Origin of the sequence: Haloferax marinum (assembly GCF_009674625.1) — an archaeon.
Lineage (GTDB): Archaea > Halobacteriota > Halobacteria > Halobacteriales > Haloferacaceae > Haloferax > Haloferax marinum.
Map to the genome: position 1 here is coordinate 1,128,973 of NZ_WKJQ01000001.1, position 15,400 is coordinate 1,144,372.

At 62.6% G+C, this 15,400-nt stretch carries 17 protein-coding genes; 8 read left to right on the forward strand and 9 right to left on the reverse strand.

The genetic code is table 11. From position 1 onward, the window contains the following. Positions 1 to 29: 29 nt before the first annotated feature. Complete coding sequence (locus GJR99_RS05730) at positions 30 to 1,235, reverse strand: ArsA family ATPase (RefSeq protein WP_151110149.1); 1,206 nt, start codon at positions 1,233 to 1,235, stop codon at positions 30 to 32. A gap of 130 nt (positions 1,236 to 1,365) precedes the next feature. Between GJR99_RS05730 and GJR99_RS05735 the strand changes: the two genes are divergently transcribed. Both GJR99_RS05735 and GJR99_RS05740 read left to right on the forward strand, forming a co-directional pair. Then, a complete protein-coding gene (locus GJR99_RS05735) occupies positions 1,366 to 1,899 on the forward strand; it encodes a CinA family protein (RefSeq protein ID WP_151110151.1) in 534 nt (177 codons plus the stop codon). Positions 1,900 to 1,991: 92 nt separating this feature from the next. Beyond that, a complete protein-coding gene (locus GJR99_RS05740) occupies positions 1,992 to 2,519 on the forward strand; it encodes a metal-dependent hydrolase (RefSeq protein ID WP_151110153.1) in 528 nt (175 codons plus the stop codon). A 21-nt stretch (positions 2,520 to 2,540) separates the two neighbouring features. Here the strand turns inward: GJR99_RS05740 and GJR99_RS05745 are convergent, their stop codons facing one another. Next, positions 2,541 to 3,275 carry a PHP-associated domain-containing protein gene (locus tag GJR99_RS05745; RefSeq protein ID WP_151110155.1) on the reverse strand — a complete coding sequence of 245 codons (735 nt, stop codon included), beginning with the start codon at positions 3,273 to 3,275 and terminating at the stop codon, positions 2,541 to 2,543. A gap of 128 nt (positions 3,276 to 3,403) precedes the next feature. On the opposite strand from GJR99_RS05745, the gene GJR99_RS05750 reads away from it, so the two are divergent. Then, positions 3,404 to 3,706: a DUF7565 family protein gene (locus tag GJR99_RS05750; RefSeq protein WP_151110157.1), complete on the forward strand. Its 303-nt coding sequence runs from the start codon at positions 3,404 to 3,406 to the stop codon at positions 3,704 to 3,706. 166 nt (positions 3,707 to 3,872) lie between these two features. Here the strand turns inward: GJR99_RS05750 and GJR99_RS05755 are convergent, their stop codons facing one another. The 6 genes from GJR99_RS05755 to GJR99_RS05780 form a co-directional block, all read right to left on the reverse strand. Next, a complete protein-coding gene (locus tag GJR99_RS05755) occupies positions 3,873 to 4,325 on the reverse strand; it encodes a transcription elongation factor Spt5 (protein WP_151110159.1) in 453 nt (150 codons plus the stop codon). A gap of 1 nt (position 4,326) precedes the next feature. Then, positions 4,327 to 4,500 (reverse strand): protein translocase SEC61 complex subunit gamma, encoded by a 174-nt coding sequence (locus GJR99_RS05760; RefSeq protein ID WP_004044219.1) that lies wholly within the window; start codon positions 4,498 to 4,500, stop codon positions 4,327 to 4,329. Positions 4,501 to 4,646: 146 nt separating this feature from the next. Continuing rightward, positions 4,647 to 5,780: a cell division protein FtsZ gene (gene ftsZ / locus GJR99_RS05765; protein WP_151110161.1), complete on the reverse strand. Its 1,134-nt coding sequence runs from the start codon at positions 5,778 to 5,780 to the stop codon at positions 4,647 to 4,649. A 187-nt stretch (positions 5,781 to 5,967) separates the two neighbouring features. Continuing rightward, a complete protein-coding gene (locus GJR99_RS05770; RefSeq protein ID WP_151110163.1) occupies positions 5,968 to 7,287 on the reverse strand; it encodes a D-aminoacyl-tRNA deacylase in 1,320 nt (439 codons plus the stop codon). Between the two features lie 60 nt (positions 7,288 to 7,347). After that, positions 7,348 to 8,706, reverse strand: coding sequence for a sodium:calcium antiporter (locus tag GJR99_RS05775; RefSeq protein WP_154325946.1), 1,359 nt, complete (start codon positions 8,704 to 8,706; stop codon positions 7,348 to 7,350). 87 nt (positions 8,707 to 8,793) lie between these two features. Further along, on the reverse strand, positions 8,794 to 9,765 hold the full coding sequence (locus tag GJR99_RS05780; RefSeq protein ID WP_151110165.1) for a calcium/sodium antiporter: 972 nt from the start codon (positions 9,763 to 9,765) through the stop codon (positions 8,794 to 8,796). Positions 9,766 to 9,910: 145 nt separating this feature from the next. On the opposite strand from GJR99_RS05780, the gene GJR99_RS05785 reads away from it, so the two are divergent. Genes GJR99_RS05785 through GJR99_RS05805 form a run of 5 tightly spaced genes read left to right on the forward strand, consistent with a single transcriptional unit; the run spans position 9,911 to position 14,779 of the window. Next, positions 9,911 to 10,720 (forward strand): shikimate dehydrogenase, encoded by an 810-nt coding sequence (locus GJR99_RS05785; protein WP_151110168.1) that lies wholly within the window; start codon positions 9,911 to 9,913, stop codon positions 10,718 to 10,720. Between the two features lie 45 nt (positions 10,721 to 10,765). Then, positions 10,766 to 11,647 carry a helix-hairpin-helix domain-containing protein gene (locus GJR99_RS05790; protein WP_151110170.1) on the forward strand — a complete coding sequence of 294 codons (882 nt, stop codon included), beginning with the start codon at positions 10,766 to 10,768 and terminating at the stop codon, positions 11,645 to 11,647. A 57-nt stretch (positions 11,648 to 11,704) separates the two neighbouring features. Beyond that, positions 11,705 to 13,201 (forward strand): aminodeoxychorismate synthase, component I, encoded by a 1,497-nt coding sequence (gene pabB, locus GJR99_RS05795; protein ID WP_151110172.1) that lies wholly within the window; start codon positions 11,705 to 11,707, stop codon positions 13,199 to 13,201. 19 nt (positions 13,202 to 13,220) lie between these two features. After that, the gene (locus GJR99_RS05800; RefSeq protein ID WP_151110174.1) at positions 13,221 to 13,898 is read left to right on the forward strand and encodes an anthranilate synthase component II; all 678 of its coding nucleotides are present in this window, start codon (positions 13,221 to 13,223) and stop codon (positions 13,896 to 13,898) included. Further along, positions 13,895 to 14,779: an aminotransferase class IV gene (locus GJR99_RS05805; protein ID WP_151110176.1), complete on the forward strand. Its 885-nt coding sequence runs from the start codon at positions 13,895 to 13,897 to the stop codon at positions 14,777 to 14,779. The genes GJR99_RS05800 and GJR99_RS05805 overlap by 4 nt, the downstream gene beginning before the upstream one ends. A 47-nt stretch (positions 14,780 to 14,826) precedes the next feature. Here GJR99_RS05805 and GJR99_RS05810 read toward each other — a convergent pair whose 3' ends face one another. Next, a complete protein-coding gene (locus GJR99_RS05810) occupies positions 14,827 to 15,243 on the reverse strand; it encodes a Rieske (2Fe-2S) protein (RefSeq protein WP_151110178.1) in 417 nt (138 codons plus the stop codon). Positions 15,244 to 15,400: the final 157 nt, after the last annotated feature.

Sequence of the window (15,400 nt, forward strand, 5' to 3'; positions counted from 1 at the left end):
GACGACCGTTTCGTGACCCGAGTTTCCCCCTAGTCGAGACAAGACGCGACGACACGGAGTGCGTCTTCTCCCTGTACCTGGTCTGCGAGAAGCGGGACTCGTTTGACGTCGCGGCCACGGAACAGGTCTGTCGCGGAGCGAAGCGCTTCCTGTTGGACCTTCCACCGGCGCTGACAGAAGCCACAGTTCTCGAGGTCGGGTGACTCGAACCACGAGGAGTCCACGTCTGCGACGTCGTCCACCTGCTCCATGACGCGATTGACGACGAGCGTCTGGACAGGAATTCCAAACTCGTCGAGGCGGGCGACGAGGCGCTTCGACTCGACGACGCTCATCTCTTCGGGAATCATGACGACGCGGAAGTCGGTCTTCGAGGGGTCACGGAGGACGGCCCGGAGGCGCTCGATACGCTCTCTGAGTTCGTCGAGGTCGGCCATCCCTGCCTGTGGGTCGTCCGGGCCGCCGCCGAACATACCCTTGACGCTGTCCATCATCCCCGAGAACTTGTCGCGCATGCGGACGATACGGCCGAGCATCGAGTCCATCATCTCGGGGAGTTCGAGCAGTCGGAGCGTGTGGCCGGTCGGCGCGGTGTCGATGACGACACGGTCGAATCGCGGGTCGTCCAGATATTCGAGCAGTTGCTGCATCGCCGCTGCCTCGTCGGCACCGGGCATCGGGCCACCCATGCCCATCGGTCCGTCGCCGCCGAGGAGGTCCTCGAACCCACCCATCGCGTCGCCCATGCCGCCGAACGGTGAGTTTCCGCCGTCGTCGCCGACGAACGGGTTTTCGTCGTCGTACTCGCTCGTGTCGTACGCCGTCTCGTCTGCTGGCGTGTCGCCGCCACCGGCGAACGGGCCTTCCATCACGGAGTCCGGGTCGATTTCGGCGGCGTAGAGGGGGATGTCTTCCCGGATTCGTGTGGGTTCGGCAGGGAGTGAGGTACCGAGTGTGTCCGAAAGTGAGTGTGCAGGGTCCGTCGAGACGACGAGTGTCGCCGTTCCGTCGGCGGCGCTGGCGAGTGCCGTCGCCGCCGCCATCGTGGTCTTTCCGACGCCACCTTTCCCGCCGTAGAGGACGTAGTCCGGCGCGTCGATACCGCGTGGCAGGTCCGCGCGCTCTGTCGTCGTCGTTTCTGGGTCGGTGGCTTCGACTTCGATCTCCGCTGGTCCCTCGTCGCCAGCGTCGTCCGTCTCCTCGGGGCGGTCAGTCGGCTCCACGTCGATGTCCATGTGGGACCCGAAACGGTCCTGCTTTGTGTACTTCTCGGTCTCGGAACCCTGTGTTGGATGCCACGAGCGGGAGGGAAGAGCCCAACCAGTGCCGCCCAAGTTTTTGTCGCATCCGGTCGTTGGCAGGCGTATGCGCGAGTTCGCATCCGACCCTCCGGAAGAAGAGCGCGTGGGCGACGCCCTCCGCGACGCGGGCCACACCGTCGCCGTCGCGGAGTCCTGTACCGGCGGCCTCGTCGGGTCGCTCCTCACCGACGTGCCGGGGTCGAGCGAGTACTTCGACCGGTCGCTCGTCGTCTACTCGTACGACGCCAAGCGCCACGAACTGGCCGTCTCGCGTGAGAGTCTCGACGAGTTCGGGGCCGTCTCGGAACCCGTCGCACGCGAGATGGCCGCCGCCGTCCGCGACGTTGCCGATACGACGTGGGGCGTGGCGACGACGGGTATCGCAGGACCGGGTGGCGCACTCCCCGGCAAGCCCGTCGGAACCGTCTTCGTTGGCATCGCCTTCGCCGCGCCGTGGGGGTCCGAAGCGTCGTACACGCGCGTCGAACGGTTCGAGTACGACGGGTCGCGGACGCAGGTGAAAGAACAGATTGCGCGCGGGGCGCTGGAACTGCTCCGCGAGGAGGTCGAATCGGTCGGTGAACGCGACGGCGATTGAGATTCGACGCGGATGACAGCCTCGACGAGGACGGAGCGCAGTCGGGCGGTTCTGTGGGAAACCTTTGTATCCCGGCAGGCCAGTTTCAGTCCATGAACAAGAAGGGGCACGTACTCAATGCCATCCTCTTAGCACTCGGTCTCGGCGTCATCCTCAGCGTCGACCCTCGGACGTTTCAACCGAACGACGTCGAAAGCTACCTCAGCATCGCCGAGAAGATTGGCCAGTTGTCGCTCCCAATCGTCCTCGGTGCGCTCTTTCCCGACGTGGACACCGCCTTCGGGAAGCACCGTAAGACGCTCCACAACCTGCCGGTGTTGGTCACGTTCCTCGTCTTCCCGCTCATCTTCAACAACCTCCACTTCGTCTGGATCGGCGTCGCCACGCACTACGTCCTCGACATGGTGGGGTCGAAACGCGGTATCGCGCTGTTCTACCCCCTGTCGCCACAGGAGTACGACCTGCCGACGGGCGTCGCGACGAGTTCGAAGTACGCCGACCCCGTGACCCTCGTCGTCACCGTCGCTGAACTCGGCGTCCTCGCTGGCGTCCACTACTATCTGTTTTCGCTCGACGTGTCGCTCGCGGCGGCCGCAGCGTCGTTCAGCGCGATACTCTAACTCCGCGGGAGGTCTTCAGAATCAGTAGACGCTCACGTCGTCGAACTGGCCGTCGTACGCGATGTGGTTCGGGTGGGTTGGTTCCATCCCAGACAAGAGCAGTCGGTCTATCTTCCCCCACGAGTTCTCGTAACCGAGGTGGGCGAATTCGACGGTGCCCCGAAGGGTGTGCGAGAGGCCGGAGCGTCGTTTCACGCGGCGGCCGGCCCCCTCTCGGAGTGCTTCGACGAGGGCGGCCTCGGAGTCGATGTCGCGGTCGAACTCGGTCCACGCTTCTCCGATGGTTCCTCGAAGGTGGGCGTACGACGACCCGAATCCCGGCATGTCAGCCTCGCGGGCGATTTCGCGACCACGTCGATTGTGTCGCGCGAACGCTTTGGCGTTGTACGTCTCGACAGCGTGGAGGGCCTCGCGGTGTTCGACGACGTCGTCGACGGTGAGACTCACCGTCAGGAGTTCCGGGTGCGGAACGAGGACGGCCGCGCCCTGTCGTTCGAACTCGTCGAGTGCGCCATCGAGCGTGATGAAGTCGGGAACCGGGTCGGAGAGACCGAGTGCGAGGAGGTGTTTTCGGTCGTTCCACCCGCCGGTGAACACCTCGCGTGCAGGGACGACGAGGAGTTCGTCGTCGGAGAATCGCTCGGCGCGAGCACGGATATCGGGGAGGCGGACGAAGTGAGGGGCGTACACCAGCACGTCGATACCACGTGCTTTCGCACGTGAGACGACTCGCTCGTCGAGAATCTTCACGTGCATATCTACCCGAGTCGTCGTACTCGCGGTCACACGACCATTTCCGGGAAGACGATAGTTAGTGGTTGCTATTTCTAAGACGCCAATAGACCGAAGAAACGGTTTTGTCCCCCACGTCCGTCGAAGAGAATATGTCCAGGTGGAAGTGCGGTGTCGAAGGGTGCGGTGGTCGTTTCGAGGACGTCGAAAGTGTCATCATCCACCAGACGACGGACCACGAACGACACGAATGCAAAGTGTGCGGAACCATCGTCCCCGAGGGATACTTCGCGATTCGCCACGCGTTCGACGAGCACACTCGCGCGGAGTTCGTTCGGGCGTACGAGGCAGACTCGACGGCGGTCCGTATCCGAGAAGACGTCAAAGCGACCGTCGAGGAGGAAGCCAACCTCAACAACGTCGTCCAGACGCTCCGCAAACAAGGAGCGCTGTAGGGGACACCCGCGCCGGAACGGACCTGGCGCTCACCAACCGGAACGGACCTGGCGCTCACCAACCGGAACAGACCCCGGCGCTCACCAACCGGAATAGACCCCGGCGCTCACCAGTGGTGGAGACGCGACGTGAAGAGAGAGATACAAGAGACCCAGCGAGCGGGACTTACCGTTCTTCGGAGTCGAGGACGCGAATCTGGTCGCCGCGGACGGTGACCGGAATCGGGACTGTCGCCTCGTAGAGTTCGACAGTGACCTGGTCTTTGGTTTCGTCGATACGCTGGACGCGAGCCTTCTCGCCTTTGAACGGGCCAGCGATGAGTTCGACGATGTCGCCTTCTGCAATCCCTTCGACGTCCGGCGTCGGCGAGAGGAAGTGCTCGACTTCGGACATACTGGAGGTGCCGACCATCCCACCGCTCTCGACGAGGCCGCGAGCGTGCGGAATCTCTTCGAGAACACGGGTGACGATGCCGTCGTCGTCGGCTTCGACCATCACGTAACTCGTCAGTGAGTCGGGAGCGAGGACGGCGTGAATCTCCGCGAAGTCCTTCGTCGCGATCATGTCTGCGACCGTTCGCTCCTGTCGAGCGGTCGTCTTTACGGCGAAGATTGGCATCTCAGACGCCCCCAGGGAGGAAGCTCATGACCGCGAAGATGATGAAGCCGAGCAACCCGACGAGGAAGATACCCGCACCGGCAATCTTGGAGATTTGAGAGAACTCCTGCCAGGAGGGTGTGCTCGCGAGTTTCAGCACGCGAACGTAACTGTTCAGATCGTACTTGACGTCCATGTTGGTGGGGGCTAAGACGGCCGGCTTTTTCTATCTATTGATGCAGATTGCCGCGAACTCGCGAGTCGCTGTGTCAGCGGCGTCTAAAAATCGAGTGTGTTCGCGACCGACCGAGTCGTCTCGTCGGAATCGCGGTCCGAAGTCGATTACTCGACGTAGTCGATATCTTCGAGACGTTCTTGGGCCTGCTGCTGGACCTGCCCGTTTCGACCGTAAATCTGCGGCGACTCGACGCCCGTCACGACGATCATCGTGCGCATCATGCCTTCGAGGTCGTCGTCCACGGACGTCCCCCAGATGATACGTGCGTCGGGGTCGATGCGGTCGTAAATCTCCTCGACCACACCTTCTGCTTCTTCGATGCTCATGTCCGAACCACCGGTGACGTTGACGAGTGCGGAGTTCGCACCGGAGATGTCCACGTCGAGAAGCGGAGAGCGGAGCGCAGATTTGACGGACTCCTGCGCCTTGGACTCAGAGTCAGACTCACCGAGACCGATCATGGCGACGCCACCACGTTCCATGACCGTCTTCACGTCGGCAAAGTCGAGGTTGACGAGGCCGGGTTTGGTGATGAGTTCGGTGATACCCTTGACAGAGCGCATCAGCACTTCGTCAGAGACCTTGAACGCCTGGCGGACGGGAAGCTTCCCGACGGCGTCGAGCAGGCGGTCGTTCGGAACGACGATGACCGTGTCAGAGACGTCACGGAGTCGTTCGAGACCCGCCTCGGCGTTCGTGCGTCGAACTTCACCCTCTGCCGTGAACGGCGTCGTCACGATAGCGATAGTGAGCGCGCCAGATTCGCGTGCTGCCTTGGCGACGACCGGGGCAGAACCAGTCCCGGTCCCCCCACCGAGGCCGGCCGTGACGAACACCATGTCGGAGCCCTCGATAGCGTCGTAAATCTCCTCTTGGGATTCGAGTGCGGCTTCTTCACCCACCTGTGGAAGCGAGCCAGCACCACGGCCTTGCGTCTTCTGTTCGCCCATGAGAATCTTCGTGTCCGCCCCGATTTCGACGAGGTGCTGCACGTCGGTGTTCGCGGCGACCAGTTTGGCTCCCTTGATTCCTTCGTCGTGCATTCGGTTGACGGTGTTGCCACCCGCACCACCGCACCCGACCACCGTAATGTTGGTCTGAAGGTCCTTGAGAACCGCTTTCAGTTCGTCGTCAGTCATCGTGCCAGACCGGTTGATGTTCTCTGGGCCGCCGACTTCGGTCGCCCCATCCCCCATGTCCTCGGCCTCATCGATTGCGTCGTCGACGATTGAGTCCATATTTGAGCAGATGGTTTACGAGGATGACTAATTATCTTTCCCCCTTGTGTCAGACATGCGTCTGACAGCAGCGATATTTTGGGCCATTTAATGGATACTGATTGTCACAAACCGCCGATTAACGGACAGTCGCAGGTAACTGATAGCAAACTGAGTCAGATTACGTACTAAGTGATAGCTAACTGAATCAGATTACGTACTCGATGACTCGCTCGCGCGAGACCTCCGCGGGGGTAATCGTCTCGCCCTCGACGTCCACCGACTGTCCGGACGAAAGCTTTCCGAACGCCGGCCCCTCGGGGACGCCTCGCTCTCGGGCGGCCGACGGGTCGAACGCGCTGACAGTCGCCGTGACGCGGCCGTCTTCTCGATTCACAGTGTCGTACTTCTGGCGCAGAATCTCACAGAGACGCTCGACGAGTTCGTCGTAGCCATCGTCCGTGACGGCGGCGTGTCCAACGGCGCGGGTCCCCCCTTCGGTCGTGTGAAAGGCCACCGTCGTCTCTGTGACTGCCTGGAGCGCTGCGTCGAGGTCGATGCCCTGTGCCTCGCCCAAGAGGCCATCCGGGAGCGAGACGGTCTCGTAAGAGTCGGCGTCGATGTCCGCGCCGAACCGAAGACCGTCTTCGATGCGCGTGACGTCGGATTCGAGTTCGCGGACACGTTCGAGCGCGACATCGGCAGTCTCGCGGACCCACGTCTCGGAGACGACCCGGTAGCCCTCGTCTTCGAGGACGGCCGCGAGTTCGTCTCGGTCGCCATCGACGAGTGCGGTGTCGGACGCCGACGCTTCGAACGCGCGACGGATGACGTCGCGGTTCTCGTCGGGGTCGCCCATCGCCTTCAGTTGCCAGTCTGCGGCGATGTGGCCGACACACCAGTCCGTGTCTTCGAGGACGCGGAAGAAGCGTGGTGCGTAGTGACCGCCGCCGAATCCGACGAGTTGGCGGTCTGTATCGGGTTCGACACCCTCGATGTCGAGGACGGCGGCCGCGACGGCGCGCGCACCCTCCGGGTCGGCCCACTCGTCTTCGCCGCTCCCGAGTTCGACGAACATCGATGGAACGGTGGTCTGTGTCGGGCCGTGGTGTGTCGCTTCGATACCGACTTCGTATCCGTCTGGCGCGTGTTCTTCGAGCGCCGCGACGACCGCCCGTTGCGCGTTCGGACAGGCACGAGCGAACTGGCCGGATTCGCCACCGTACTCGGCGGGGCCGAAGTTACCCGTGAAATGTGCGGTCAGGAGTGCCCCCGTCTCACCGGAGTGCCGAGAGACGACGGCGAGCACGTCGATGTCTGTCGAGAACGCGTCGGCAGGGTCGTCGATGTAGATGTGCAAGTCGTCGAACTCGCGGAGTTCGAACCCGTCACGGCGATAGAACTGCCCGCCTCCGTCGGCGTCCGGCCGCTCGTCGTCCGTCTGTACGTCCCAGTCGGCGAGCGAGAGGAGGTGCTCACCGATGTGAACCGATGCGCTGTCGGCGCGGCTGACGACGATTCCAATCACGAATCGTGAGTCGCCGAGTGCGGCGAAAAGGGCGTCGGAACCGGCGAGCGGCCAGTTCGCTCAGTCTTCGGTGGGGGAGACCGTGTCTCCCGGAGGGTCGGTGAAGTCGCCTCTCACTCGCCGAATCGACCGCTTGGCGACCGAGACGAGTTCCCGCCACCGGAAGACGAAGAGCCCCGTCCCGAGCACCATGTAGACGACGGAGAACGCGATGAGCGACGTGGTTCCGTCGAAGGTGACGAGGCCGAGTCCAGGAATGGGAAGCGAGAGCGTCGTCTCCGTGACGGCGTAGAGGAACTGGGCGAAAAAGAGGCCGAGAAGGACCAGTGCCTCACGGACGCTGATGGTGAGCGAGATGAGGACGGCGATTGCGAAGTAGCTCTGTGCGGCGGTCAGCCAGATTTCGCCCATCTGGTGGTTGTCGAGGGGAAGTGGGCCGTAGTAGCCGAGCGAGAGACTGTAGACGAGGACGAGCGTCCCGATGAGGAGCGTCCACTGGTTGAGCTTCGACGAGATGAGGGCGTTGAACCCGGCGGTCGACCGCGCTTTGTTGACGAGGTAGGCGACGACGATGAGTTCGGGGCTCTCACTCGCCAACGGGGCGACCCACTGAATCATCAAGAACGGCGGGATGCCGACGGCAGTGCCGAGTTCTTCGAGACCGTGCGCGAACGGTTCGACGGCGACGAGGATGACGAATCCCGAGAAGAAAAACAGTGTGAGCGTCGTCGCGATTCGCTTCGGTTTGACGTACGACTGGAGATACGCCGGGACGCCAATCTGCTCTTCGTGTTTGTGGGGAGAGTTCAACGCGACGAGGATGTACGAGACGTAGAGACCGACGAGGACGAACATGTCGAACGCGCCGATGCCAGCGCCGAGGGGGACGAAGAACGCGAACACCGTCGCAGCGAAGAGGAACAGAATCTCGGTCGAGATGTCCTTGTCGAGGCGGACGGCGTCCGCGAGGAATCCGGGACGCCTCTCGACTGCCTCGTCACCGGTTTCACGCGCCCGATAGACGGTGAAGAGGGCGATTGCGGACCAGCCGATACCGATGAGGATGCGGTTCGCGCCGGTCATGTTGGCGACGGCGAGACTCGCGGCCTCTGCAGACTCGGGTGTCCCCGGATTGATACCGGCCTCCCACGCGTAGAGAGCGTCGACAGCGTACTCGGGGGCGACGGCGAGGACTGCGAGAATCGCCAGCGCGAAGGCGCGCGGTACGTCGGCCTCTGCCGTCTCGGCCCCCCACGCGAGGAGGAACGACGCGCCGAGGACGGCGATACCGCTCAGTGCGACGGTGACACCAGTCTGTAACTCGATGCTAAACACCGTGTGAAGCCCCAACCACGGCAGTGTGAGGAAGGCAGCGCCGAACACCGCAACCAACGGGTGGCCCAGTCGTCGTCGTACCATCGTGGTACAAGTGTGACTGGGAGCCCAGTATCTCTTGCGTTTCAATCGTGTGAGATGAATCTCACCAAAATCTAGGAGAACGCTCCGTTACGGGAGGATGAGCCAGAAGAATACGAGGTAGCCACTGACGAGAATCCCGCCGTCGAGTCGAGACACGTCGCGGTTACGGAGCATCAGTGCGATGACGCCGAACGTGAACACGAGGAGTGCGGGGAAGTCCAGTGCGATGGTACTCGCAGGGACGTTCACCGGAACCATGATGGCGAGGATACCGAGGACGGCGACGACGTTGTAGATGTTCGACCCGACGACGTTCCCGATACTGAACTCGGACTCCCCGCGAACGGCGCTGATGACGGACGCAGCGAGTTCCGGCAGCGACGTCCCGAACGCGAGAATCGTCAGTCCGATAAAGCGCGTGCTGAAGCCGTAGGCTTCGAGGAGTCCCTTGCCGCCCTGGATGAGCCAGTTCGACCCGATGAACAGCAGGAGGAGTCCTGCACCGAGGTAGAGGACGTCCTTGAGTTGCGCCGAGACCTCGTCTTCGTCGTCGATGTCGATTTCGTCGGCTCCGATGGCGTCGGCCTTCGCAGACCGGGCGCGGTAGAGCAGGAACGCCGTGAACGCCACGAGGATGACGAGGAGGACCCCACCGTCGAGTGCGCTCAGGTTCCCGTCCATCCCGAGCACGACGAGCGTGACTGCCGCGGCGACCATGAAGGGAACGTGGCGCCGAAGGGTCGCAGTCGAGACGCCCATCGGTTGGATGAGCGCGGAGATACCTAACACGAGACCGATGTTGGCGATGTTCGAACCGATGATTGCGCCCAGTCCGAGTTCAGAGCTGTAGCCAAGTCCACTCAGCACGGCGACGAACAGTTCCGGCGTCGTCGTCGCGAACGCGACGATGGTCACGCCGACGATTGCTGCCCGGAGACCGAGACCGATAGCAAGACGTGAGGCACCCTCTACGAGCGCCTCGGCCCCGAGATAGAGTGCGACGATACCAGCCACGAGGAGGGCGGTATCGAAGGAAAGCAGGGTTGCGAGTGCCGACATAAGCGGGAGTAGACCGACGGGAGAACAAAAGCACGCCGGTACACCGTGCCGTCGGTATCGGTTGTCATAGTATCCTCGCGTGACAGTCGCGGCGGAATCCGACGCAGACGGGCGAATTATATCGACGGCGAGACTCCTCAAATCCATGCAAGTGTACGGTCTCGTCGGCAATCCCGTCGGGCACTCGTTGTCACCGCCGATGCACGAGGCGGCCTACGATGCGACCGGCGTCGATGCACGATACGTCACCTTCGAACCGGAACGGTCGGCCATCGCGGACGCTATCGCCGGCGCAGACGCTCTCGGTATCGCCGGGTTGAACGTCACCATACCGTTCAAACAGGACGTTCTCGAACTCGTCGACCCCGACCCGCTCGCGGAACGAATCGGTGCAGTCAACACCATCGACTTCGGGCCGGACGGGCCGAAAGGATACAACACCGACGCCGCCGGCGTGACGCGGGCATTCGAGCGCCACGACGTCGAACTCGACGGTTCGGTCGCTGTCGTGGTGGGTGCCGGTGGAGCAGGCCGCGCTGCCGCGTTCGCACTCGCTGACGCCGGTGCGGCAGTCCACATCGCCAACAGAACGGCCGCGAAAGCCGAAGAGCTGGCGAGTGTCGTCCCCAGGGCCACCGGCGGCGGGTTGGACACGCTCGAACGAATCGCCGACGCCGACGTACTCGTCAACGCAACGAGTGTCGGAATGGAAGCACCCGACGAGACACCAGTGCCTGCGTCGTATCTCCACGCGGACCTCGCCGTTCTCGACGCGGTGTACACACCAATCGAGACGAAACTCCTGGGAGACGCCTCTAGTGCTGGTGCGGTCACCATCGACGGCGCGTGGATGCTGTTGCTTCAGGGCGTCGAAGCGTTCGAGTTGTGGACCGGACTCGAAGCACCCATCGACAGCATGAACGACACCCTTCGTTCACACCTTTCTACCGACTGAACTGTGCCTGTTTTTAAATAACGGGGTTGCATAGAAGAAACCAATATGGGCATTATCGACAGTATTCGGTCGCTCGTGAATTCGATATTTGGTGGCGGTACGTCGTCCTCCGATGCCGGCGAACGTGACGAGACTCCGACCGTTACGAAAGAACGGGAAGCACGTGACAGAAGCGGTGAAGCAACCGTCGAGAACGAAGCTGCAGTGAAAGAGCCTGTTGAAGAGACAGAGGAAACCGAAGACGTCGAAGAAGCCGAAGAGGCCGAAGAAACCGAAGCCGTCGAAGAAACTGAAGACGTCGAAGAAGCCGAAGAGGCCGAAGAAACCGAAGCCGTCGAAGAAGCCGAAGAGGCCGAAGAAACCGAAGCCGTCGAAGAAACTGAAGACGTCGAAGAAGCCGAAGAGGCCGAAGAAACCGAAGCCGTCGAAGAAACTGAAGACGTCGAAGAAGCCGAAGAGGCCGAAGAAACCGAAGCCGTCGAAGAAACTGAAGACGTCGAAGAAACTGAAGACGTCGAAGAAACTGAAGAAACTGAAGAAACTGAAGAAACCGAAGCCGTCGAAGAAACTGAAGACGTCGAAGAAGCCGAAGACGTCGAAGAAGCTGAAGAAACTGAAGAAACTGAAGAAGCCGAAGACGTCGAAGAAACCGAAGAAGCTGAAGAAACTGAAGACGTCGAAGAGGCCGAAGAAGCTGAAGAAGCCGAAGACGTCGAAGAAACTGAAGAAACCGACGAGGACGAGTCAGCGTCGGCCTCCGTCGATACGATTCGCGGAATCGGCCCGGCCTACGCCGACCGACTCACCGACATCGGCATCGAGACCGTCGCCGACCTCGCGGGCGCAGACGCGGACGACGTTGGCGACGCCATCGACGTCTCCCCGAAGCGAGTCCAGCGCTGGATCGACCGGGCGAACGACGCGTAAGCAGGACGGCTGACACGTCACGAAACCGTTTACCTGTCGCGCCGATTGGAGCGAGTAATGACCGCACCGACCGTCGTCACCGACCGCGACGACTTTCGCGAAACTGCCGGGGGCGCTCCCGACGGCGCACGTGTCCCCGTCGAAGTCCGGGTCCGAGTTTCGGACCCCTTCGACGCCTATCGGCGTAGCCGGCGGGATTCGGGTGGATTCTTCTACGAGACGACCGGCGGCCAATCCGGTTGGGGCGCCTTCGGCGTCGACCCTGCAGAACGCCTTACTGTCGGTCCATCGGCCATCTCTCGAGACGACGCTGCACCGACCCTCGCCGCGCTCGAAGGACTGACAGACGCAGAGACGCTCGTCCGCGGTTCGTGCGACGTTCCCTACCCCTGTGGCCTGTTCGGGTGGCTCTCGTACGACGTGGCGCGCGAACTCGAATCGCTCCCCGAACACACTGCTGACGACCGACACCTTCCGCACCTACAACTCGGCCTGTACGACCTCGTCGCGTCGTGGGAAGAACCACGCACCGACGGCGACACCCTGCTTCGAATCACCTGCTGTCCCCGAGTCACCGACGACTCGAATCTGGACGCCGTGTACGACACCGCCCGTGACAGAGCGACTGCACTCGCAGTCGACGCAGTCGACGGAACACCCGACCCAGTCGAATCACCGGTCGAGTCACACGAAGCGGAGTTCGAGAGTGAGTGTGGCCGTGAGGTGTTCGCCGACCGTGTCCGAACGGCAAAACAGTACATCCGCGACGGCGATACGTTCCAAGCGAACCTCTCGCAGCGACTGGTCGCACCTGCGGCAGTCCACCCGGTCGATGCGTACGCCGCCCTCCGAGCAGTCAACCCAGCACCGTACTCGGGACTCCTCGAACTCCCCGGTCTCGACCTCGTGAGCGCCAGTCCCGAACTCCTGCTCCGTATCGACGGCGACAGACTCGTCACCGAACCGATCGCTGGAACCCGTCCACGGGGCGCAACCCCCGAAGAAGACGACGCGCTGGAGGCCGACCTGACGACCGACGAAAAGGAGCGAGCAGAACACGCCATGCTCGTGGACCTCGAACGAAACGACCTCGGGAAGGTCTCGGAGTACGGGTCGGTCGAAGTGACCGAGTACCGCCGGGTCGACCGCTACTCGGAGGTCATGCACCTCGTCTCACTGGTCGAAGGCCGCCGACGCGAGGGGACGACGCTGGCAGACGCCATCGCGGCCGTGTTCCCCGGTGGGACCATCACCGGCGCACCAAAGCCCCGGACGATGGAGATTATCGACGAACTCGAATCGACTCGTCGCGGCCCGTACACCGGGAGCATGTTCGCCATCGGATTCGACGACCGAGCGGTGCTGAACATCGTCATTCGAACGCTCGTCCGCTTCCGCGACGAGTACCACCTCCGAGTCGGCGCGGGAATCGTCCACGATTCGGACCCCGACAGCGAGTACGACGAGACGCTGGCGAAAGCCCGCGCACTCGTCACCGCCATCGACGAGGCACTGGGTGAACGCGCCAAGATGACCGTAGGTGCAGACCGATGACGCCCGTGGAGGCCGACCGATGACGCAAATCCTCGTCGTCGACAACTACGACTCGTTCGCCTACAACCTCGTCCAGTACGTCGGTGAGTTCGCAGACGAGGTCGTCGTCTACCGAAACGACGCCGTGACGACCGAGGACATTCGAAACATCGACCCCGACGGAATCGTCGTCTCACCGGGACCAGGAACCCCCGACGACGCGGGCGTCTCAGTCCCTGTGTTCCGCGACCTCGACTCCCCGACGCTCGGCGTCTGCCTCGGGCATCAGTCGCTGTGCGCTGCCCTCGGTTCCCACGTCGGCCACGCGCCCGAAGTCGTCCACGGGAAGCCATCCGTCATCGAACACGACGGGAACGGCATCTTCGCCGGGCTCCCAGACCGAATCGAAGTCGGGCGCTACCACTCGCTCGCGGTCGAACTCGACGACATCCCAGACGAGTTGGTCGTCACCGCATCGACCGTCGGTGCCGACGATGGAGACACGACAGGCGACGAAACCAACACGGACGCCGACGAACCACAGGTCGTGATGGGCGTTCGCCACCGCGAGAAACCACACATCGGCGTGCAGTTCCACCCCGAGAGCATCCTCACAGAGTCGGGGAAGGACATCGTCCGCAACTTCGTCGCACTCGCCGCAGGCGAGGGGCCGGCGATGGAAGCATGGACCGCGCGGAACCCGGAGACTGACCAATGAGTGACGACTCGGACAGTCTGTACTACGTCGACGGCGACGTGGTCCCTGCCGACGAGGCGTCGATTCCCGTCACCGACCGTGGATTTCTCTACGGTGACGCAGCCTTCGAGACGCTTCGAGCGTACGGCGGCGACGTGTTCCACTGGGAGGCCCACGCAGAGCGCCTCGCCGAGACCTGCGACGTCCTCGGGATGGACCACGGCCTCTCAGACGACCACCTGAAAGGGGCAATCGACGAGACGCTGGCGGCAAACAACCTCTCGGACGCCTACGTCCGCCTGTCGGTTACGCGTGGCAGTCAACCCGGCCGCCTCACCCCTGCGGAGGACGTGGACCCGAGAGTGGTCGTCATCGTCGAACCGCTCCCACGCGGCGGACGTGGGTCAGACCCAGTCTGGGACGGCCCGGCGACAGTGCAGACAGTCCGCACCCGCCGGATTCCGGACCGCGCCCTCCCGGCACGAGCGAAGACACACAACTACCTCAACGGCATCCTCGCCCGAACGGAACTCCGCGTCACCGGCGCTGACGAGGCGCTCATGTTGGATTCCGAGGGATACGTCACCGAAGGCGCGACGAGCAACCTGTTTTTCGTCGACGACGACGCCCTCTGTACGCCGAGTCTCGACGGCCCGGTCCTCCCCGGAATCACCCGTCGGGTCGTCTTGGACCTCGCCCGTCAGGAGAACATCCCGATTCGAGAACGGCGCTTTACCCCCGACGACGTGCGCGGCGCGAACGAAGCGTTTCTCACGAACTCGACGTGGGAACTCCGCCCCGTCGAGACGGTGGATGGAATCGGTGTCGGCGACGGACCGGTGACGACACTCCTCTCACGCCTCTACGACGACTACGTCGAGCGACGACACTACGAGAAGTAAGCGAGTGTGGAGTAGAAGCGACCGAGAGAACAGAAGCGAGCGAGGGGTCAGAACTCGACGTTCGACTTCGAACTCCGGTCGGCAGGGTCGGTTTCGATGCCACCCGTCGCCTCGAAGGAGACGTCGTCGTCCGAGAGAAATACGTGGTCGCCGTCGATGGTGATGTCCAGTCCGTCGAGGACAGCGCCCTCACACGGGCCGTAGTTGCAGTAGCCGGAGTCGGCTTCGAAGTACGCGCCGTGGTTCTCACAGATTATTTCGCCGTTGCGCATCTCTGCACCCGACCCCTTGTCGAGTTTGATGTGCGTCAGGTGCATACAGTAGTTCAACCAGCTTTTGATGTCGCCGTCGTCCCGGACGAGGATGGCCTCGCGTACCTCGTCGTCGCCGTCGCGGACGCGAAAGAGAAACGTCGTGTCCGATGGCACGTCGTCGACCGAACAGATTCGTTCGAGGTCACTCATTGGGCTTTCGTTGGATTGAGGGAGAAAATCTCCTTCGGAAGTGGATGGAGAGACGGGACGTGCACGACTTTGCGGAGTATCACCGGAGGGAGTTCTGTTAAACTCCTCAGAACATGACAGGATGTGCGTGACACAGACAGAGGATGAGTTCAGCAGG